The 20,512-nt window shown below is 53.6% G+C and carries 23 protein-coding genes; 10 read left to right on the forward strand and 13 right to left on the reverse strand.

The annotated features are described in order from the left end of the window. The 5 genes from recG to gmk form a co-directional block, all read right to left on the reverse strand. Entirely contained in the window at positions 1–2,088 is a 2,088-nt protein-coding gene (gene recG / locus FH755_RS04990) for an ATP-dependent DNA helicase RecG (RefSeq protein WP_292439237.1), read from the reverse strand. A gap of 26 nt (positions 2,089–2,114) precedes the next feature. Then, entirely contained in the window at positions 2,115–2,501 is a 387-nt protein-coding gene (locus FH755_RS04995) for a RidA family protein (protein ID WP_292439238.1), read from the reverse strand. A gap of 33 nt (positions 2,502–2,534) precedes the next feature. Beyond that, entirely contained in the window at positions 2,535–4,631 is a 2,097-nt protein-coding gene (locus FH755_RS05000) for a RelA/SpoT family protein (protein WP_366658697.1), read from the reverse strand. A gap of 71 nt (positions 4,632–4,702) precedes the next feature. Beyond that, a complete protein-coding gene (gene rpoZ, locus FH755_RS05005; RefSeq protein ID WP_292439241.1) occupies positions 4,703–4,963 on the reverse strand; it encodes a DNA-directed RNA polymerase subunit omega in 261 nt (86 codons plus the stop codon). A 98-nt stretch (positions 4,964–5,061) separates the two neighbouring features. Continuing rightward, positions 5,062–5,673, reverse strand: coding sequence for a guanylate kinase (gene gmk, locus FH755_RS05010; protein ID WP_292439243.1), 612 nt, complete (start codon positions 5,671–5,673; stop codon positions 5,062–5,064). 200 nt (positions 5,674–5,873) lie between these two features. Here gmk and FH755_RS05015 point away from each other — a divergent pair, with 200 nt between their 5' ends. Next, positions 5,874–6,884 carry a sensor domain-containing diguanylate cyclase gene (locus FH755_RS05015; protein ID WP_292439245.1) on the forward strand — a complete coding sequence of 337 codons (1,011 nt, stop codon included), beginning with the start codon at positions 5,874–5,876 and terminating at the stop codon, positions 6,882–6,884. A 1-nt stretch (position 6,885) separates the two neighbouring features. On the opposite strand, the gene FH755_RS05020 is transcribed toward FH755_RS05015, so the two are convergent. Next, positions 6,886–7,752, reverse strand: a complete 867-nt coding sequence (locus FH755_RS05020; protein ID WP_366658689.1) for a YicC/YloC family endoribonuclease — start codon at positions 7,750–7,752, stop codon at positions 6,886–6,888. Between the two features lie 107 nt (positions 7,753–7,859). Between FH755_RS05020 and rph the strand changes: the two genes are divergently transcribed. The 6 genes from rph to FH755_RS05050 all read left to right on the forward strand — a co-directional run bounded on the left by rph (position 7,860) and on the right by FH755_RS05050 (position 12,018). Beyond that, complete coding sequence (rph, locus tag FH755_RS05025) at positions 7,860–8,579, forward strand: ribonuclease PH (protein WP_292439247.1); 720 nt, start codon at positions 7,860–7,862, stop codon at positions 8,577–8,579. Beyond that, positions 8,576–9,181, forward strand: coding sequence for an XTP/dITP diphosphatase (locus FH755_RS05030; RefSeq protein ID WP_292439249.1), 606 nt, complete (start codon positions 8,576–8,578; stop codon positions 9,179–9,181). Before rph ends, FH755_RS05030 begins: the two co-directional genes overlap by 4 nt. 222 nt (positions 9,182–9,403) lie before the next feature. Next, positions 9,404–9,868, forward strand: a complete 465-nt coding sequence (locus FH755_RS05035; RefSeq protein ID WP_292439251.1) for a hypothetical protein — start codon at positions 9,404–9,406, stop codon at positions 9,866–9,868. Then, positions 9,868–11,028 (forward strand): radical SAM family heme chaperone HemW, encoded by a 1,161-nt coding sequence (hemW, locus tag FH755_RS05040; protein WP_292439253.1) that lies wholly within the window; start codon positions 9,868–9,870, stop codon positions 11,026–11,028. The genes FH755_RS05035 and hemW overlap by 1 nt, the downstream gene beginning before the upstream one ends. Positions 11,029–11,061: 33 nt before the next feature. Further along, the gene (locus FH755_RS05045) at positions 11,062–11,358 is read left to right on the forward strand and encodes a hypothetical protein (protein WP_292439255.1); all 297 of its coding nucleotides are present in this window, start codon (positions 11,062–11,064) and stop codon (positions 11,356–11,358) included. A gap of 6 nt (positions 11,359–11,364) precedes the next feature. After that, the gene (locus FH755_RS05050; protein ID WP_292439257.1) at positions 11,365–12,018 is read left to right on the forward strand and encodes an MOSC domain-containing protein; all 654 of its coding nucleotides are present in this window, start codon (positions 11,365–11,367) and stop codon (positions 12,016–12,018) included. Here the strand turns inward: FH755_RS05050 and FH755_RS05055 are convergent. Genes FH755_RS05055 through alaC form a run of 4 tightly spaced genes read right to left on the reverse strand, consistent with a single transcriptional unit; the run spans position 12,009 to position 16,219 of the window. Beyond that, a complete protein-coding gene (locus FH755_RS05055) occupies positions 12,009–12,527 on the reverse strand; it encodes a hypothetical protein (RefSeq protein WP_292439259.1) in 519 nt (172 codons plus the stop codon). The two genes, FH755_RS05050 and FH755_RS05055, sit on opposite strands and share 10 nt — an antisense overlap. A gap of 4 nt (positions 12,528–12,531) precedes the next feature. Next, the gene (gene thrC / locus FH755_RS05060) at positions 12,532–13,677 is read right to left on the reverse strand and encodes a threonine synthase (protein ID WP_292439261.1); all 1,146 of its coding nucleotides are present in this window, start codon (positions 13,675–13,677) and stop codon (positions 12,532–12,534) included. 40 nt (positions 13,678–13,717) lie between these two features. Beyond that, a complete protein-coding gene (locus FH755_RS05065; RefSeq protein ID WP_292439263.1) occupies positions 13,718–15,031 on the reverse strand; it encodes a homoserine dehydrogenase in 1,314 nt (437 codons plus the stop codon). Positions 15,032–15,040: 9 nt separating this feature from the next. Continuing rightward, entirely contained in the window at positions 15,041–16,219 is a 1,179-nt protein-coding gene (alaC, locus tag FH755_RS05070) for an alanine transaminase (protein WP_292439264.1), read from the reverse strand. A 94-nt stretch (positions 16,220–16,313) separates the two neighbouring features. On the opposite strand from alaC, the gene FH755_RS05075 reads away from it, so the two are divergent. The 3 genes from FH755_RS05075 (at position 16,314) to FH755_RS05085 (ending at position 18,478) form a co-directional block, all read left to right on the forward strand. After that, positions 16,314–17,159 carry an HDOD domain-containing protein gene (locus FH755_RS05075; protein WP_292439266.1) on the forward strand — a complete coding sequence of 282 codons (846 nt, stop codon included), beginning with the start codon at positions 16,314–16,316 and terminating at the stop codon, positions 17,157–17,159. Positions 17,160–17,335: 176 nt separating this feature from the next. Further along, entirely contained in the window at positions 17,336–17,869 is a 534-nt protein-coding gene (locus FH755_RS05080; protein ID WP_292439268.1) for a recombinase family protein, read from the forward strand. Between the two features lie 60 nt (positions 17,870–17,929). Continuing rightward, positions 17,930–18,478: an NlpC/P60 family protein gene (locus tag FH755_RS05085; RefSeq protein ID WP_292439270.1), complete on the forward strand. Its 549-nt coding sequence runs from the start codon at positions 17,930–17,932 to the stop codon at positions 18,476–18,478. Between the two features lie 8 nt (positions 18,479–18,486). Here FH755_RS05085 and FH755_RS05090 read toward each other — a convergent pair whose 3' ends face one another. The 3 genes from FH755_RS05090 to FH755_RS05100 all read right to left on the reverse strand — a co-directional run bounded on the left by FH755_RS05090 (position 18,487) and on the right by FH755_RS05100 (position 20,354). After that, entirely contained in the window at positions 18,487–18,906 is a 420-nt protein-coding gene (locus FH755_RS05090) for a hydroxyisourate hydrolase (RefSeq protein ID WP_292439272.1), read from the reverse strand. Further along, positions 18,906–19,226 (reverse strand): hypothetical protein, encoded by a 321-nt coding sequence (locus FH755_RS05095; protein ID WP_292439274.1) that lies wholly within the window; start codon positions 19,224–19,226, stop codon positions 18,906–18,908. Before FH755_RS05095 ends, FH755_RS05090 begins: the two co-directional genes overlap by 1 nt. 96 nt (positions 19,227–19,322) lie before the next feature. Then, a complete protein-coding gene (locus FH755_RS05100) occupies positions 19,323–20,354 on the reverse strand; it encodes a sodium:calcium antiporter (protein ID WP_292439276.1) in 1,032 nt (343 codons plus the stop codon). Between the last annotated feature and the right edge of the window lie 158 nt (positions 20,355–20,512).

Here is a 20,512-nt window from a genome sequence, read left to right on the forward strand (position 1 = left end):
TCAAACATTGCCGAAATCGAGTTTGTGGGCAAACCAGCGGTTAACCAGGGAATCCGCCTGTTGTGGCGCTTCCCTGAGGATGGCGCTGGCAGCCCGGTCCATTACCGCCAGCAGGTCCTGATCTTCAATCAGATCGGCGACGCGGAATTGCGGCAGGCCGGTCTGGCGGGTACCCAGTACTTCACCGGGTCCGCGAATTTCAAGATCGCGCTGTGCAATCACAAAGCCGTCATTGGTCTCACGCAGACACTTGAGTCTGGCCTGACCATTTTCGGATAAAGGCGGATGATACATCAATACACAATGACTCTCGATCTGGCCTCGCCCCACCCTGCCACGCAACTGATGTAACTGCGCCAGCCCGAGGCGCTCGGCATTTTCAATCACCATCAGACTAGCATTGGGCACATCGACGCCGACTTCAATTACCGTGGTGGCGACCAGCATATCCAAATCACCGGCCTTAAAAGCACTCATTACCAGCTCTTTGTCAGCAGTCTTCATACGGCCGTGAACCAGGCCAATTTTCAGATCGGGCAGGCTGTCCTGCAGTAGGGTGGCGGTATCTTCGGCAGCCTGACACTGCAGGTGTTCCGATTCTTCGATCAGCGTGCAGACCCAGTAAACCTGTCGTTGTTGCTGACAGGCGGCATGCACCCGGTCAATGACATCCTGACGTCGTGTATCAGACACCACCACGGTGGTGACCGGGGTGCGGCCAGGCGGCATTTCGTCAATCACTGACACATTCAGATCGGCATAGGCAGTCATTGCCAGCGTCCGGGGGATCGGCGTCGCGGTCATCACCAGCTGATGCGGGATAGCGTTGACATCGCGGCCTTTGTCTCTGAGCGCCAGCCGCTGATGCACCCCGAAACGGTGCTGCTCATCGATAATGACCAGGCCCAGATTATTGAACACAACCTCGTCCTGAAACAAAGCATGGGTGCCAACCGCGACCTTGATCTCGCCTGACTGTAAATCAGCCAGCACCTGTTTACGCTGTGAAGCAGTTTGTTTACCGGCACACCAGCCAACCTGAATCCCCAGCGGAGTCAGCCAGTTGCAAAAGGTACGGTAATGTTGCTCAGCCAGCAATTCAGTCGGCGCCATCATCACCGCCTGACAGCCGGCGGAAACTGCTTCGACCGCAGCCAGTGCAGCCACCACTGTCTTACCTGAACCGACATCGCCCTGAACCAGCCGCTGCATAGGACACGGCTCGGCAATATCCCGCAGGATGTCGTCCATGACCCGTTGCTGGGCGCCGGTTAATGGGAACGGCAGGGCTGCCAGCAGCTGTTTCCGGTGATGGCTGTCACCTTTGAGTATGGGCGCCGTATGATGCCGGGTCTGGGCACGTAGTTTCTTCATGGTTAACTGCTGTGCCAGTAATTCCTCATAGGCCAGCCGTTTCTGCGCCGGGTGTTTACGTTCCAGCAGTTGTTCAACCGCGGCATCAGGCGGCGGCTGATGCACATACTTGAGCGCATCGACCAGAGAATATTCTGCGGCCTGGTGTAACCTGGACGAGGCTGTCAGTAGTTCCGGCATCGAGTCCTGATCCAGAATCGCCAGCGCCTGCTGCATCAGCTTGCGTAAAGACAGTTGATGCAAACCTTCGGTGGTCGGGTAAATCGGGGTCAGCTCATTATCGACCGGGACGATACCTTCAGCAGCAATCAGCTGATATTCGGGGTGCACCATTTCCAGCGAAGCGGGGCCGTTGCGAACCTCGGCAAAACAACGGATGCGTCGGCCTTTGGCCAGTTGTTCCTGCTGGGCCTTGGAAAAATGAAAAAAGCGGAGCACGATGGCACCGGTGCCATCAGAGATATGGCATAACAGGGAACGACGCCGGCCGAACTTGATCTGAGAAAGCTGGATCGTGCCCTCGATGAGCACTTCCTGCCCGGGTCTGAGTGCTCCCAGCGGCATCAGGCGGGTACGATCCTGATAACGCAGTGGTAAATGAAACAGCAGATCCTGAACCTGCTCAATACCAATTTTGCTCAGCCTTTCAGCGACTTTGCCGCCGACGCCTTTGAGCGAAGTTACCGGCTGTGATAACAACTCACCCGCCACCACAGCCGCTGACTCCTTTAATGCTTGGTTCAGGCGCCCAGGTGCAGCACCGCGTCCATCTCAACCGGCACATCCTTGGGCAGTGAGGCAACACCAATCGCGGCACGCGCCGGATACGGCTGTTCGAAATATTCGGTCATGATGTCATTAACGGTACCGAAATGGCTGAGATCCGTCAGAAAGATATTGAGTTTAACCACATCCTGCAGGCTGCCACCGGCGGCTTTGGCGACAGCGGACAGATTATCGAACACGCGACGCACTTGGGCAGAAAAGTCCCCGTCCAGTACCGTCATGGTTTCCGGCACCAGCGGGATCTGGCCGGACAGATAGACGATATCACCGACTTTGACTGCCTGAGAGTACGGACCGATGGCTTCAGGGGCATCGGCGGTATGAATAATTTCGCGTGTCATTATGTTCTCCATTGAAGGCCACTCAGCGTGGCGTCATTGATTAATACGGGAAATTCTTTCCACCATATCGAGCAGGCGCAGGCGGCGAATCACGCGCGCAAGGTGCTGACGGCTCTGCACTTCGATGGTGAGTCTGAGATCGGAATATCCACCGTCACGTTCATCCACAACCACATTGTCGATATTGGAATCCGCCTCAGACACCACGGCTGCCACCGTCGCCAGCACGCCGCGCTGATTCTTGACGTGCACCATAATATCCACCGGGAATTCACGATCGACATCCGGTGACCAGGTCACGTCCAGCCATTTCTCATTCTGCACCCGCAGATGCGAAGTGTTTTTACAGCTGCGCTGGTGAATAATAATGCCACGTCCGGTACTGACATAGCCGTGAATCGGATCGCCCGGAATCGGATGGCAGCAACGGGCAAAACTCACCACCATGCCCTCTGTACCAGCGATCATCAGCGCCTGGGGTTCTTTGTTCGGTGTCGATTCGTTGACCAGTTTCTGGGCAATCAACAGTGCGGACTGATTTCCGAGACCAATATCTTCCAATAAATCATCAAACTGCTTGAGTTCGAATTCTTTGACCAGTTCGTTGAAACGCTCGACCGGAATATCATCAAGATGGGTTGAGAAGGCGGTCAGGTGTTTGTTAAGCAAGCGACGGCCCAGCAGAATCGCTTCTTCTGTCTGCAGATGCCGCAGATAATGGCGAATGCTGGTGCGGGCCTTGGCGGTCACGACAAAGTTGAGCCAGGCCGGGTTCGGATGGGAATTGGGCGAGGTGATGATTTCCACCGATTCCCCGGTTTCCAGCTGTGTGCTGAGCGGCACCAGATGACGGCCAACACGCGCAGCCACACAGTTATTACCGACATCAGTGTGTACGGCATAAGCGAAATCGACTGCGGTGCCGCCCCGCGGCAGGGTCAGGATTTCCCCTTTGGGTGTGGAGACATAAATTTCGTCAGGGAACAGATCGATGCGCAGGTTTTCCAGGAACTCCATCGAGTCACCGGAGCCTTTCTGCATTTCCAGAATGCCCTGCAGCCACTGGCGGGCTTTACGGTGAGCAAGGTTATCGCCACCCGACGACTCACCCGTTTTATATAACCAATGCGCAGCGACGCCGGCTTCGGCCATGTGATCCATATCGCGGGAGCGAATCTGTACTTCTATCGGTACCCCATAGGGACCGAACAAGACCGTATGCAATGACTGATAGCCATTGGCCTTGGGAATCGCGATATAGTCCTTGAACTTGCCCTGCACCGGTTTATAGAGGTTGTGTACAACGCCAAGCATCCGGTAACAGGCATCCACATCATCGACAATGATGCGAAAAGCATAAACGTCCATGACTTCGGAAAAAGACAGCTGTTTGCTGACCATTTTCTTGTACAGGCTGTACAGATTCTTTTCCCGGCCCTGGATATCGGCGCTGAGACCTTCCTGCTCCATCCGGTTAAGAATCGAGGCCGTGATCTGGCTGACGATTTCCTTACGGTTGCCGCGGGCCTTGCGCACCGCATCCTGCAGGACGCGATAGCGGATCGGGTAAAGCACATGGAAACCCAGGTCTTCCAGCTCGCAGCGCATCAGGTTCATACCCAGACGCTGGGCAATCGGCGCATAAATATCCAGCGTTTCGTGAGCAATGCGGCGGCGTTTTTCCGGCCGCAGATGACCCAGTGTGCGCATATTGTGCAGACGGTCTGCCAGCTTGACGATAATGACGCGGATGTCGCGGGACATCGCTAGCAGCATTTTGCGCAGGTTTTCTGCCTGCGCATGTTTCGTCGTTTCAAACGCGGCTTTGGCGAGCTTGGTAACCCCTTCCACCAGATCAGCCACTTCCTCACCGAATTCAGCCGCGAGGTCGTCGCTACTCAACGCCGTATCTTCAATCACATCGTGCAACAGTCCGGCCATGATGCACTCATAGTCCATATGCATCATCGCCAGCACGTGCGCTACCGCCAGCGGGTGGGTAATGTAGCGTTCGCCACTGCGGCGGGTCTGCCCTTCATGAGCCTGATCCGCAAAATGATAGGCGCGGCGAATGTCATCCACTTGCCTGGGTTCCAGGTAATTGGAAGTCGCAAAACACAGATCATCGATCGTGAGTTTCGGCTCAGACTCCTGGATGAAATCCAGTTCAGAGGCGACTGAAGGTTTGGCGCTCACGAGCTTTATTCTTGGCTTTGCAGCTCTTCGTCAGCCACGATGCTTTCTTCTGCGTGTTCACGGGCCGTGGTTTTGGTCAGGATTTCCGGACCAACCAGACCTTCTGCAATTTCACGTAAAGCCAGCACAGTCGGCTTGTCATTATCCAATTCGACCATTGGTTCATCGCCGAGCGCGATTTCGCGGGCGCGTTTGGCAGCCACCAGCACCAGCTGGAACCGGTTTTCAACGTTTTCTAAACAATCTTCTACAGTGGTGCGAGCCATCTGATTTTCCCCGTGAGTTAAAAGAAGTAATTCTACGTAATATCAGCGTTTTAAGCTAGGTGAAGTGGCCCCGCAGCGGGTTTTGCAAAAATCCTGACTCAACCCAGCAGTTCACTGATAAGCCCGGCCTGCTTCTGTTTCTGCATTGCCAGGGTATGTCGTTTAGCCAGGATGATGGCAGTCAGGCTGTCCAGCGCCTCGCTAAAATCATCATTGACGATGAGATAATCAAATTCAACGTAGTGAGAAATTTCATTCTCCGCGTCCCGCATACGGCGGGCAATGATCTCTTCATTGTCTTGACCGCGGTTGCGCAGACGTTGTTCCAGCGTCTTTTTGGAAGGGGGCAGAATAAAAATTCCGGTGGCGTCGCTCAGGTTATTTCGAACCTGCTGCGCTCCCTGCCAGTCGATTTCCAGAATCACATCCAGGCCCTGGGCCAGCATTTCCTGTACGGCAACGGATGAGGTGCCGTAACTGTTATCAAATACCGTGGCGAATTCCAGAAAATCACCCTTGTCGCGCATGTCAGCGAAGGTTTGCTGGCTGACAAAATGATAATCACGGCCATCGACCTCACCCTCACGGGGGGGCCTGGTTGTGTGGGAAACAGACAGCCGGATATCGTCATGGCGTTCGACCAGTGCATTTACCAGACTGGTTTTCCCTGCGCCTGAAGGGGCGGCGACGATAAATAAACTTCCTATCATGCGAGCAAACCTTGGTCTTAACTTTAGAGCCGACAGCATGCCGGTAAAATCCAAACCGACATTATACCGATGAGAAATCATTATGCGGCGAATTAGTCACAAGATCTGCATGGACACAGATTGCACTAAAGCTTGACTGACTTGGAATACTTATCCCTGACTGTTTGCTAACTTAGCGTTCCATGACAGTGGAGAAGTCAATGTCCCCTGATACGTCACAGCTTAGCCGTGATCAATTGCTCGCTATGTTCAGGCTACAAACTGATATCGCCAGGCTGGGCCTGAATATCAGCAATATTCTGGATCTGGTCACAGAGCGCAGTATGGCTCTGACAGGTGCGGACGGCAGTGTCATCGAGCTGACTGACAAACTGCATATGGTTTACCGTGCCACGGCCGGTATCGCCAGGAGCCAGCTTGGCCTCAGAATCCCTGTTCAGGGCAGTCTCTCGGGACTGTGTAGCGAAACCGGCAATACGCTGCGCTGCGACGATGCCAGTACCGACCCGCGTGTCGATCGTGCTTCCTGCGAGCGCATTGGTCTAAACGCACTGCTGGTCGTACCGTTGCGACATGGCGATCACACCATCGGTGTTTTGAAAGTGTTGTCTAAACAAAAAAAAGCTTTCAGCGAGGCGGACGAGGTCATGTTGACCATGCTCTCGGATATGGTCGCATCAGCGATGTTCTACGCGACAGAGTACAATTTTGAAGAACTCTTCTACCGCGCGACGCATGATCAGATGACCGGCCTCGCCAACCGGGCGCTGTTTCTGGATCATATGCACAGCGCACTGGCTCAGGCGAGACGACATCAGTCTCTGACTGGCATCTTGATGATCGATATGAATGATCTTAAGCAAATCAATGATAATTTTGGCCACCTCAGTGGTGATGCCGCGATTTGCGAGTTTGCCAGAAGACTCAGACAGAAAAGCCGGGCCAGTGACACCGTTGCCCGCTTCGGTGGCGATGAGTTCGGCATGATTCTGACCCCCATCACCCTGAAAGAAGATATCGACCTCAAGGCCAGACGGCTGGAGCGCCAGCTACAGCAGGAGTTTCATCATAATAATGACGTGCTGCCTCTCAGTGCCAGCATTGGTGGTGCAGTGTATCCCCATGACGGCAGAGATCTGGAAAGTCTGTTGGAAAAAGCCGACCGTCAAATGTATGCCCGCAAGCGGGCACTCAAGCAAAACCGATCCTGATTTACTCGATATTCTGGATCTGTTCCCGCATCTGCTCAATCAACACTTTTAAGTCAACCGAAAACCGGGTTGTCTCGGTATCTATCGACTTGGAACCCAGCGTATTGGCTTCCCGGTTCAACTCCTGCATCAGAAAGTCGAGCCGGCGGCCAATAGGTTCCTCGCGCTGTAAAACCAGTTCAACTTCCCTCACATGATTCTGCAGTCGATCCAGCTCCTCGGCAACATCGCTCTTTTGCGCCAGCAGGACCATTTCCTGTTCCAGTCTTTCCGGCTCCAGATTCACAGCCAGTTCCTGCACTCTTTCCTGCAGTTTCTGCCGATGATTCTGCAAAATCTCCGGCATTCGTTCGCGGACCTGCTCGGCAATCTGATGAATCTGCTGGCAACGCTGTTCGATCATTTTCTGCAGTGCAGCGCCTTCCCGTTCGCGGGTGTCGACCAGATCAATCAGGGCTTTTTGCAGCGAGGCCATGACCTGCTCGCTGAGCGCTTCCTGATCCAGGCTCGGTGTTTCAATCACGCCAGGCCATTGCATGACTTCCATCAAATCCAGCGGCGCTGCATTATCACTGAGTGTAGCCAGTTGCTGATAACGGCTGATAACGCGCTCGGCCAGCGCCTGGTTCACTTCCAGGCTTTCCTGTTGTTGTTCCGGCGCTTTGTAACGCAGCGCGACTTCGATTTTCCCCCGGCCCAGCGTATCGCTGATAAATTTGCGCATCGCCATTTCCAGTGGCCTGAAACTCTCATCCAGACGAAAACCGATCTCAAGATAGCGATGATTCACCGAGCGCAGTTCCCAGCTCAATGTACCCAGGTCTGTTTGCTCCTCATAGCGGGCAAACGCGGTCATGCTTCGTGTCACAAATAAATTCCAGCGTCAGAGAAAACCCTGATCTTACCCAAATCCCCCTGCGGCTGACAGTCACGATCAGTATAATGAGTCAAATTTGATTGGGAGAAATACCGGTTATGCGTCCAAGTGGTCGTCAAGCGAATGAGTTAAGACAAATCACCATCACCCGCAACTACACCAAACATGCTGAAGGCTCGGTCCTGGTGGAGTTCGGTGATACCAAGGTTTTGTGTACTGCCTCAGTGGAAGAGCGTATCCCCCCCTTCCTTCGCGGTACCGGCGAAGGCTGGGTCACTGCTGAATACGGCATGCTGCCGCGTTCCACCGGTTCACGCATGCAACGTGAAGCGGCCCGGGGTAAACAGGGCGGTCGCACCATGGAAATCCAACGTCTTATCGGCCGCTCCCTGCGTGCCGCGATTGATCTGAAAACCCTGGGCGAACGGACCATTACAATCGACTGCGACGTCATCCAGGCTGATGGTGGAACCCGCACCGCCTCTATCACCGGTGCTTATGTGGCACTGCAGGATGCCATTAATTACCTGCTCAAAACCCGCAAAATCAAAACCAGTCCGCTTTACGGTCAGGTGGCCTCGATTTCGGTGGGTATTTTTCAGGGCACCCCGGTGCTTGATCTGGATTATGCTGAAGACTCCTCCGCCGAAACCGACATGAATGTGGTCATGAACGAAGCCGGGGCGTATATTGAACTGCAGGGGACGGCTGAAGGCCATGCCTTCCGTGCGGATGAACTGCAATCCATGCTGGAACTCGCCAAAAAAGGGATTGAGGAACTGATGGAAAAACAACAGGCAGCTTTGGCGGCATCATGAGCCAAATCGTACTGGCCACAGGAAACCAGGGTAAGCTGCGCGAATTTGCGCAGCTGCTGGCGCCGCTCAGCATTGAGGTCGTCACCCAGTCGGACCTGGGCGTGACTGAGGTGGCTGAAACCGGCCTCAGTTTTGTCGAGAATGCGATTCTCAAGGCGCGCAATGCCTGCGCCCAGACAGGTCTGCCGGCCATTGCCGATGATTCCGGCCTGGAAGTCGATGCACTGCTGGGCGCTCCCGGCATCTACTCTTCCCGCTATGCCGGTGAAAATGCCAGTGATGCTGACAATATCGAGGCGCTACTGACGGCGATGCAGGATATCCCTGACACAGAGCGCCAGGCCAGGTTCCAGTGTGTGTTGGTCTTTATGCGGCATGCCGATGATCCGACACCGCTTATCTGCCAGGGTACCTGGCATGGTCAGATCCTCACAGCACCGGCTGGCGATGGAGGATTCGGTTACGACCCGGTGTTTTTTGTTGCTGAAACCGATTGCAGTGCCGCCGAACTGAGTGCCCAGCAGAAACATGCTATCAGTCATCGAGGCCAGGCTATGCGCCGTTTCATCGAGGAGTTTCAGTATACGAGGCACCAGCCCTGAGGCAAGCCGGATTTGAAGCTTTGTTCGCGCTCACTAGCTGTTTTCATTATTTTCAGTCTGGCACTTTCAGCCTGCACCCTGAAGCCATACAGTGAACGGCCAATCCGACCTATCTGGCTGCAACAGAATGTTCATGAAAGCTGGCAACTGTCGCACCGGAATTTTATCGGATTTCCTGTTCCCACAGCTTTTTCCGTCTGTCATGATTTAAGTTGTCGCAGTGTGACTGATACTCAGTTGTCAGACAGGGAATGGCATCAAGTCAGCACCTTATTTGATCAAAACATCGACGATGCGCTGACTGAGCGTAAGCAGATTCAGCAGGCTGTTGCCCTGCTGGAATCGATTGTCGGCGCTAAAGTCGGTACCAGTCACGATCTGGCGCAGAATAAGCTGCGTGGCAGTCGCATCGGTCAGCTTGACTGTATCGATGAAGCAACCAACACCTCGGTATATCTGCGCATGCTCGAAAACCAAGCATTACTGCGCTGGCATCGCGTCGGCCCACGCACATCGCGTGGTATTTTTATTGGTCGTGCACCGCATAACACGGCGACGATCGTCGAACTGGACACCGGGAACCGCTATGCTGTCGATGCCTGGTATTTTGATAATGGCGAGCTACCCGCCATCGTACCGCTGCAAAGCTGGAAACAAGGCTGGCAGCCGGAGTCTGCTGAGAAGTGATGTTTAATTTTACCGCCCTGCCGCCACTGAGCCTCTATATTCATGTGCCCTGGTGTGTGCGCAAGTGTCCCTACTGCGACTTCAACTCGCACAAAAGCCCACAGGACCTGCCTGAACAGGCCTATATCGATGCGCTGATCCGCGATCTGGAGCAGGAAATACCGCTTATCTGGGGTCGCTCGGTGCAAAGTATCTTTATCGGCGGCGGCACGCCCAGCCTGCTGTCAGCATCAGCCTATGACCGGCTGTTTTCAGCCATCCGTGCCCTGCTGCCCCTGCAACATAATGCAGAAATCACACTCGAGGCCAATCCGGGCACGGTGGAAGCCGGCCGTTTTGAGGATTTTCGCGCCGTTGGTATTAATCGTCTTTCTATCGGTATTCAAAGCTTTGATGATGAGGCACTGAAATCACTGGGCCGGATTCACGATAGTCAGCAGGCCATCAGCGCGGTGGAAACTGCCTGCAAAGCAGGCTTTGATAATTTCAATCTGGATCTGATGTTCGGCCTGCCCGGGCAGGATGAAGCCAAAGCCCGGCATGATATCGACACCGCCATCGCCCTGGCGCCCGCCCATATTTCTTATTATCAACTGACAATAGAACCCAACACGCTGTTTTACAGTCAGCCGCCGACGCTGCCCGAGGATGATCCGATTTACGACTGGCAACTGGCTAACCAGGCAAGACTGGCCGAGGCCGGTTACCAACAGTATGAAACCTCGGCTTATGCGCGTCAGGGGCGGCAGTGTCGGCATAATCTCAATTACTGGCAGTTCGGTGACTATATCGGTATTGGTGCAGGTGCCCACGGCAAAATCAGCAGTGCGATGCCCCAGCAGATAGAACGCCGGGTCAAGCAGAAACAGCCTCAGGCTTATCTCGATACCGCCGGCACAGATGAGTGCCTGCTTGAACGCACGCTGGTCGATGCAAACGAGGTGGGGTTTGAGTTTATGCTTAATGCGATGCGTCTGCTCGATGGTGTCCCCACCCCTTTATTTCAGCAGCATACCGGCGTGCCGATATCGCAAATCAAAAAACCTTTGTCACAGGTAGAGTCGCTGGGGCTCATTGAACATAATATTCACCGCCTGCGGCCTACCGAAAAAGGGCAGCGTTACCTGAACACGCTGATTGAGCAATTTCTGAGTGCGTAGTATTCTGTTGTTACTCACTCAAGGAGCGTATCGATGCGGAACATCAGCCTAGTGCTTGCAGTTTTTATTCTGAGCCTGACGGCGGTGCAGGCAGAAGTCATTTCCATAGCCGACCCACGCTATGATGTGCCCAACAGCAGTACCGGTATCCCGCGTCCGACACAGGGTATGAATATGACTCAGGTTGAACAGGCATTCGGTGCGCCTGAAACCAAAGTGCCTGCGGTCGGTGAGCCACCTATCAGCCGCTGGATTTACGGTGAATTTGAAGTCTTTTTCGAATACGACAAAGTAATTCACTCGGTCGTCAGACGTTCAGAGCAACCCTAACCCCTTGTGCTAGTCCGATCGGTTAACGTTTCCCAGCCGAAACAGGTTCAGTACAAAAACAAAACCGTCGCGACCGGTATCTTCAAGCAACCGGTATCCGGACGTATTTCTGTCAATCCGTTTAATCTTGATGGGGACCAGCAGGTTGACCGGATCAATCATGGCGGTGAACACAAAGCTGTATACGGCTTTGCTGCCGAGCACTATTCATTCTGGCAACAAAAACTGGGGCTGGCAGCACTGCCCTTTGGCAAGTTTGGCGAGAACCTGACGATCGAGGGACTGGACGAGGCAAGTCTGTGTATTGGTGATCGCCTGAAAGTAGGTGACTGCGTGCTGGAAATCTCTCAGCCCAGGGTCCCCTGCTTTAAACTGGGCATGACTTTCAAGCGCGATGACATGCCAAGGCTGTTTGTCGCCCATGCCGCGACCGGCATTTATTTCCGGGTTATTCAGACAGGTTCAGTGGCTGCAGGTGATAAGGTCAGCGTTGCTGAGCCTCATCCTGCTCAACTCAGCGTACAGCGTTTGTTTCGTGCTTATTTCGACAAATCGCTGCCTGACAACGAAAAAACGCCTGTATTAGAACAGGCGTTGGAAATCGATGCGCTCTCAGCAGAATGGCGTGAAAAACTGGATAAACGACTGGCTCAGTCCTGAGACGGTTCCGACTCAATGCCAAGAAAGCGTCGTAACGCCCATCGGGGCAATGTGCCCACACGGGCATGATGCAAAGAGTCGGATTCGATGACAATAAGCACCAGCACCGACACCAGCGTAGGCAGAAGACTCAGTCCACCGACCATGCCGTAGACGGCTTCCTTCATCATGCCCAGGTAGGTTTTACCCAGCCAGCCCAGTACGGCTACGCTGGTAACCACCAGCAGTACCATGAAAAATATCTTGCTCCAGCGCCGCGCCACTTGCCAGTGCGCCCAGACAAACTCACTGTCTTCACGACGGATATGGCCGGAGCGGTAATAGGTATAACCCAATGCCGCAAAGGACAAGAGCGGCACCAGAATCAGATATTTAATATAAGCCGGACCGAAAGTCGAGATCGCAGTAAAGATCAGAATATGATTACCGATCAGATTACTCAGGAAAATATCATGTGGCCGCTTGGCCAGCAGTCTCTCTCTCTCATTTGGATCCGGCAAATTACTCATAGGCTTACTGTGCCATATTCTGGATAATCGCGTCACGCACTGATTCAAGATTTGCATCAACGGTCACGACCGCCGAGGTGCTCTGCTTGATAGCAGTGTCTGGATCCTTCAGACCATGACCGGTCAGGGTACAGACGATGGTACTGCCCTCCGGAATCTTGCCGGATTTCACATCGCGTAAGGCACCAGCCAGTGAGGTTGCTGAAGCCGGTTCACAGAACACACCTTCTTTTTCTGCCAGCAGTTTCTGCGCTGCCAGGATTTCCTCATCACTGCACTCGTCGAACCAGCCGCCGGATTCCTCTTTGACCTGCCAGGCTTTATCCCAGCTCTGCGGATGACCGATACGGATCGCGGTCGCGACAGTTTCCGGATCATCGACCATATGACCGCGCATAAACGGCGCACTACCGGATGCCTGGTAGCCAATCATCTTCGGACGGTTACCGACAATGGCACCCCCCGCGTATTTACACTTACCATCGCAATAGGCGCAGGCATCAGTCACATGATCACCGGAATCGCAGGAATACTCACAGTAACCAATCCAATGTGCGGTGATATTACCGGCATTACCCACCGGCAGGCAGTGGTAATCAGGGGCACGGCCCAGTTCTTCAACAATTTCAAATGCGGCCGTTTTCTGCCCCTGCAGCCGGTAAGGGTTAATCGAATTAACAATAGTCACAGGTGCATGATTGGCGACTTCCTTAACCAGACGCATGCCTTCGTCAAAATTACCTTTGATCTGAATCACGGTAGCGCCGTGCATCATTGCCTGGGCCAGTTTGCCCTGGGCGATTTTGCCGTCAGGAATCAGGACGAATGCCGCGATACCGGCACGCGCCGCGTAGGCTGCTGCCGCTGCTGAGGTATTACCGGTCGAAGCGCAGATGATTGCTTTGCTGCCTTCTTCGACGGCTTTGGTCACCGCCATGGTCATGCCACGGTCCTTGAATGAGCCGGTCGGGTTCAGGCCCTCGTATTTGACATAGATATCGACATCCTTACCCAGCTCCTTGGCAATATGGTTGAGCTTGATAAGCGGTGTATTCCCTTCGCCCAGGCTAATCAGGCGAGTGTCGTCATTGACCGGCAGCCGATCGCGATAGCGTTCAATCAGTCCAGTGTAACGGGGGCGAAATGACATAGTGTTTTCCTCTAAACTAAATTCGGTGGGCAGGCCTTGATCAGCCGCCCAGAGATTCCATGCGGATGCGCATGATGGAATCAGGCACGGTATCCAGCGCTTCAATCTGACTGATAGCGCGGTCCATGTTTTTCTCGACCACAGCCTGGGTCAACATGATGATGGGCACCATGCCTTCATGTTCTTCCGGTTGTTTCTGCAGAATGGCTTCGATATTAATACCCTCTTCACTCAGAATACGGGTGATATCGGCCAGCACGCCCGGTTTATCCAGGGTGTGGATTCGCAGATAGTAAGATGTGACCACTTCGCTCATCGGCAGAATCGGGGTATCTTTCAGTGCATCGGGTTGGAACGCCAGATGCGGTACCCGGTTCTCCGGATCGGTAGTCAGGGCGCGGACAATATCGACAATATCTGCCACCACGGCAGATGCGGTGGCATCAGCGCCGGCACCGGCCCCGTAATACAGCGTAGGTCCGACCGCGTCACCTTTTACGACAACGGCATTCATTACCCCGTTCACATTGGCGATCAGACGACGCTGCGGAATCAGGGTGGGATGCACACGCAATTCAACACCCGAAGCAGTTTTCTTGGCAATGCCCAGATGCTTGATGCGGTAGCCGAGTTCGGCAGCATACTGCACATCTTCCTGCGAAATCTTGCTGATGCCTTCGGTATAGCACTTGTAATACTGCAGCGGGATACCGAATGCGATGGAAGCCATGATGGTCAGTTTGTGGGCGGCATCGATACCTTCAATATCAAAGGTCGGATCGGCTTCGGCATAACCCAGCGCCTGAGCTTCTGCCAGCACGTCGGCAAAGTCGCGGCCTTTTTCGCGCATCTCGGTGAGTATGAAGTTACCGGTGCCGTTGATAATTCCGGCCAGCCACTCGATACGATTACCCGCCAGGCCTTCACGCATGGCCTTGATAATAGGAATTCCACCGGCAACGGCGGCTTCAAAGGCAATTGTCACGCCTTTTTTCTGTGCCAGTTCAAACAGCTCGTTACCATGCATCGCGATCAGTGCCTTATTGGCCGTGACAACATGCTTGCCGTTCTCAATGGCTTTGACCACCAGATCCTTGGCAATGCCGGTACCGCCGATAAGTTCTACAACGATCTGAATATCGGGATCATTGATGACCTCAAAGGCATCATCCGTCAGGTTGATGTTTGAGGTATCACAACTCTTGGGTTTATCCAGGTCACGATCAGCAACGCGATAAATTTCAATATCACGGCCGGCGCGACGGCTGATTTCTCTTGAGTTGCGGGTCAGCACATTGACGGTACCACCACCGACGGTGCCCAACCCCAGGATTCCGATTTTTACTGATTGCACACAGCCCCCTTAAGCTTTTCTCATCATGTCACGGATCCCACGGATCGCCTGACGTGTACGATGTTCATTTTCAATCAAGCCGAAGCGAACATATTCATCGCCGTATTCGCCGAAACCGATACCGGGTGATACAGCGACTTTCGCTTCCTTGAGCAATTTTTTACTGAATTCCAGTGAGCCCATCTCGCGATAGCGTTCCGGAATCCGGGCCCAGACAAACATGGTGGCTTTGGGTTTTTCTACCTGCCAACCAATGGCATTAAGCCCTTCACACAGCACATCCCGGCGGCTCTTATAAGTGGCCACGATTTCATCTACACAGTCCTGCGGTCCTTCCAGCGCGGTAATCGCAGCTACCTGTATCGGTGTAAACATGCCGTAATCGAGATAGGACTTCATTCTGGCCAGCGCCGCTACCAATGTCGGGTTACCGGACATAAAGCCCACCCGCCAGCCGGGCATATTATAAGTCTTCGACAAGGTATAAAACTCCACTGCCACTTCCTTGGCGCCCGGCACCTGCAGGATCGACGGCGCCTTGTACCCGTCAAAGCAGATTTCGCCATAGGCCAGATCATGCACGACCCAGATTTGATGCTCCTTGGCAAAAGCAACGATACGCTCGAAGAATTCCAGATCAACGCATTGCGTGGTCGGATTGCCCGGGAAGTTCAATACCAGCATCTTGGGTTTGGGCCAGGAATCCTTGACCGACTTTTCCAGTTCGGCAAAGAAATCGACATCCGGCGTTAATGGCACATGCCGGATATCCGCGCCGGCAATCACAAAGCCATAAGGATGGATCGGGTAAGCCGGGTTGGGCACCATCACCGCATCGCCGGGCCCCATTGTCGCCAGCGCCAGATGCGCCAGGCCTTCCTTGGAGCCGATAGTGACAATACATTCACTGTCCGGGTCGAGGTCGACGTCGAACTTGCGTTTATACCAATCGCAACAGGCTTTACGCAGACGGGGAATTCCCCTGGAAACCGAATAACGGTGGGTATCCGGTCGCTGTGCCGCCTCAACCAGCTTTTCAACGATATGAGCCGGCGCCGGTTTGTCCGGGTTACCCATACCAAAGTCGATAATATCCTCACCTCGCGCACGTGCTTTTGCTTTCAAATCATTTACAATGTTGAAAACATAGGGCGGAAGGCGTTTGATTCTAGGAAACTCGTCGTTCAACTGAATACCTGCGATTAGCTAAAACTGTCGGCAAACTAAGCAAAATAACTGAAATTCATCAACACTTCAAATTCATTTATCAGAAGCGAAACCTATGAGCGAACAAGACGTATTTTACAACACTATCCTGGAGGAAATGGACAGCGGCAAGCTTGTGCTGCCAACCCTTCCCGAAGTCGCCCTGCAAGTTCGGGAAGTGGTCGATGACCCCGAAGCAACCGCCAAACAACTGGCCGATATCATCACCACTGATGCTGCATTGTCAGCCCGCTTGCTGAAAGTCGCCAACAGCCCGCTATACCGTGGCCGGGTCTCTATCGACAGTGTACAGATGGCGGTTTCCCGCCTGGGCTTGTCCATGGTCCGTAATCTGGTGACCAGTCTGGTGATGGAACAAATGTTCCAGGCCACCAATAACCGTCTGGATAAACGTCTGCGAGCGCTGTGGGAACAAAGTACCAAAGTCGCTGCGGCTTCACAGGTTATGGCTGGCAAGCTGTCCGGTATCAGAACCGATGAAGCCATGCTGGCCGGACTGATTCACGCTATCGGTGTGCTGCCCATCCTGATGAAGGCCGATGAAGATGGCGATCTTATCAGAGACAGTAAAAAACTGGATCAATTGATTGATAATATTTATCCGCGCCTGGGCGCTGCCATTCTGCAGAAATGGGAATTTCCGGACAACCTCGTGGCCGTGGCCCGCGAACATACGAACCTCAACCGCAACAGCGGCGATAACGGTCCGGATCTGGTCGATGTGGTGCAGGTCGCGCTGCTGCAGAGTTATAACGGCACTGACAAAGCGATTGACCCGCTGACCCTGAATGAAGTCATCTCATTCAAACAGGTCGGTGCCGATACCGGTTTCAGTGTGGAAGAACTCGACGAGGACAGTGAGGAATACCGTGAGGCGCTGGCGCTGTTTAATATGGCCTGATTCGCGAACTAGCATACCGTCAACCTGAGAAACCCGGCCTTGCCGGGTTTTTTATATCGCCCGGGGCAAGGAGATGCCGGCGGCGCTTTTCTATGCTGTGAAACAGACCCGCCATGAACAAAATGCCCGTTTTTGTTGCCTATGACAGTGAAAGCTGAAAAATCGAGGAGTGATCAATGAGAATAGGCTATGCGAGAGAGAGCCGGCATGGTCAGCCGCTACAGGTGCAAATCGACAAACTAAAAGACTGTGACACCGTGTTCAAGGAAAAAGCGGGCAACGGCGATCAGCAGAAAACACTCGACGCCTGCCTTGATGCCCTTCATCACGGCGACATTCTGGTTGTGACCCGGCTCGATCGTCTGGCCGACAACACACTCAGCCTGGCTCGGATAGCAGAAAGACTGCGTAGACAAGGCATCGATTTAGTGGTGAGGGATCAGGACATCGATACCAGTAAAGACAGCAACGACGCGGCACTGAAAGTGATGGCAGCAATCGCTGATATCAAACAGTCAGACACAGAGCAGCACACAGCTACAGTCACCCCTATCCAGCGAGGCAAGGCGCTGGACACCCACACCGGCGTTCAACTGTCTAAAGAACAGATTGCGGAAATGCAGTACCGGATAGCTTGCGGTGAGGAGGTATCCGAACTCTGTGATGAATATAACATCAGCATTCCGACCTTTTATCATCTGACCGATTAAATGGCAGAGCCAGACACGGTGGCAAGCCAGCTGGTTTTTTCAGCCTGCAGCCTGTAATTTATGTTGAAGATTCACCCACCAGGGCTGTCACTGATTAAGATGCCGAGTTTTTTCGTTTTTATGTCACCTTGTCGCTTTCTGCCACTGCTGTTGCTGCTGGCTTTGCTGTCAGGCTGTGGCAGTAGTCCCAAAATTACCTCACCGGTTTTCGAGCCTGAAGTGCTACCGGCCTCGCCGGACACTGACGTTACGCTGTCACGACTTTATCAGCAGCATGCGGACTGGCGCGGAACGCCCTACCGTCTTGGCGGGCAGAGTCGTCACGGCATCGACTGCTCCGCCTTTGTGCAACAGACTTATCAGGACCTGTTCGGTCTCAGGCTGCCAAGAACCACCTCTCAGCAGATCCGGGCGGGGCAGGCAATCAACAAAACCGATTTGCAGCCTGGTGATCTGGTGTTTTTCCGTAATGGCAATCATGTCGGCATCTACCTGGAGGATGACCGTTTCCTGCACGCCTCCACCCGCCTCGGTGTCACCATTTCCAGTATGAATAACATCTACTGGTCCCGGAAATACTGGCGCTCAATTCGCGTTCGTCCCCAATAAACGTTGTTTCAGGGCTGTTCCTGGGACAGGCTGTAGGTCGTTTTCGATACGCTCAATGACAAAGCAACAGGCTCAGGCGTATCGATAGTGACCACAACAGGAATCAACGGATAAAGTGTGGTTTCATGCTTTTGTCGGAAGAACTTCTGATTTCTCAGCACCAGCCGGTAAACCCCGCGATGTTCCCTGCCTGGCAGGAAACCGGTTATCTCACCCTGTTTGTCAGTGACCTGACTATCCACCAAGCGCCAGGTCGATCGGGTTTCACTGAACTGAAACAACACCACCTGCATGCCCTCGGCTGGCTGATTCAGTTCAGCGTCAATGACGCTGAGCGACAAATGGTAGTCCGGCTCCTGAGCCAGCAGCCGGAGTGGTGAAAGCAAAGCGCACAAAAACAGCAGTTGTATCAGCTGTGGGCGGTACATTACTCCGACCTGTAAATCGTTTCATACTCTGGATTTTCCAATCGCGGATCACCGGCATCAACGCACTGGAATGTAATGTCATAGCGATAACGTACCTGGTGTTGTTTGAAAATTTTGGTCACCAGCAAAGATTTGTTCATTTCTTTGCAATGATGCTCGGCAAGCCCCAGAGCCGTACCTTTGGCCGTAGTGTCATCCAGATCATCGACCGTAATGGTATAGGTATCCCCACCCAGCGTGCGAACACCGGAGGTTTTCACACCACAGGCACTGACAGCCAACATCGCCAGCAAAGTGGCGGATACAGCAATCGTTTTCATTGAAATTCCTCAACTAAAAGCCGCCTGGCGGCAGCACAATGACTCGCTGTTATTATCATTGTTAGTACTGACGGCCACAATGGTTTTTAGTGTGACTCAGTGAAAGAAAATCACGGTCACCCCGGCAGCGTAACTTACCAGTACCAGCGTCCCTTCAAAACCGATATTACCCAGTCCATGCCGTTCCCGACGCAGCAGTCCCAGCAGCAAAATACCGGTCAGCAGAATAGTGAGTGCCATCCAGAAACCCAGCGTTGCCGACACCGCCTGGTAAATGGAGCCGGGCCGGTAAGCCATATCAGAAAGGACCAGAAACAGCACATCGAAGGTATTACCACCAATAATATCTCCCACAGCCAGCGCCAGCGCACCACGTCGCACTGCAGCAATAGCAATCACCAGTTCCGGTATTGAAGTCACTACTGCCGTGAAGATAGTCCCGAACAATGTCTGACTCAAGCCTGTCCGGCGCGTGATGGCAATACCGGTTTCGGCAATCATCCAGCCGCTCAGCGCGACAGCAAGTGCCAGTAATAAGAACGGTATCCACAGAGAGAGCCCCGCCGATCTGAGCCCCGCTGAAGGTGGTGGCGGTCTCTCTGCCCGGGTATCACTGGTTTTACGCGGCGACCACATCGGCATCTTGTGAGACTGACGCAGTAAACGGAGACCAAACAGATAAGCAGCCAGAATGACGAATGACAACACATCAACCGACCAGATGGTTACCCCTGGCCCGGCCATCGCCAGCATTGGCAGCGACAGCATGACCACCAGCAACACGCCCTGCATCAGGTTTTCCTCCGATGCCGCCGCATGCTCCAGATTGGCTTTGCGGTAGAGCATATCGGCAATCACCAGAAATGTGGTCTGTGCCGCGATACCGCCAATCGCATTACCAAAGGCCAGTTCTGCCGCGCCTTCCCAGGCGGAGGTGATCGAGGTGATAGTCCCTGCCAGCGAGGTGATAATGCCGAGAAATACAGCGCCTAAAATGGCCTGTCCCAGGCCGGTGAGATGCGCTAACTGCTCAGCCCGTTCTGTCAGCCAGACACCGCATACACCGACCACTGCGCCGGCCACGAGAAAGAGGGCAATGTTGATTCCTAAACTGAGGTCGACAAACATGTGACTCCGGTTTGGGTTGGGGTTTTGCTTTCTATCCTAGCGGTTGGGGTTGGGGGTTGTCATTGTTGGCCTTTTTTATGCCAATTTAATACTCTATAGAAACGACTAATGATCGGTTTCAATTCAAAGTATTGATTTCGCCTTGAGGGCGAGTCAGG

It is taken from the genome of Methylophaga sp. (assembly GCF_009711715.1).
GTDB lineage: Bacteria > Pseudomonadota > Gammaproteobacteria > Nitrosococcales > Methylophagaceae > Methylophaga.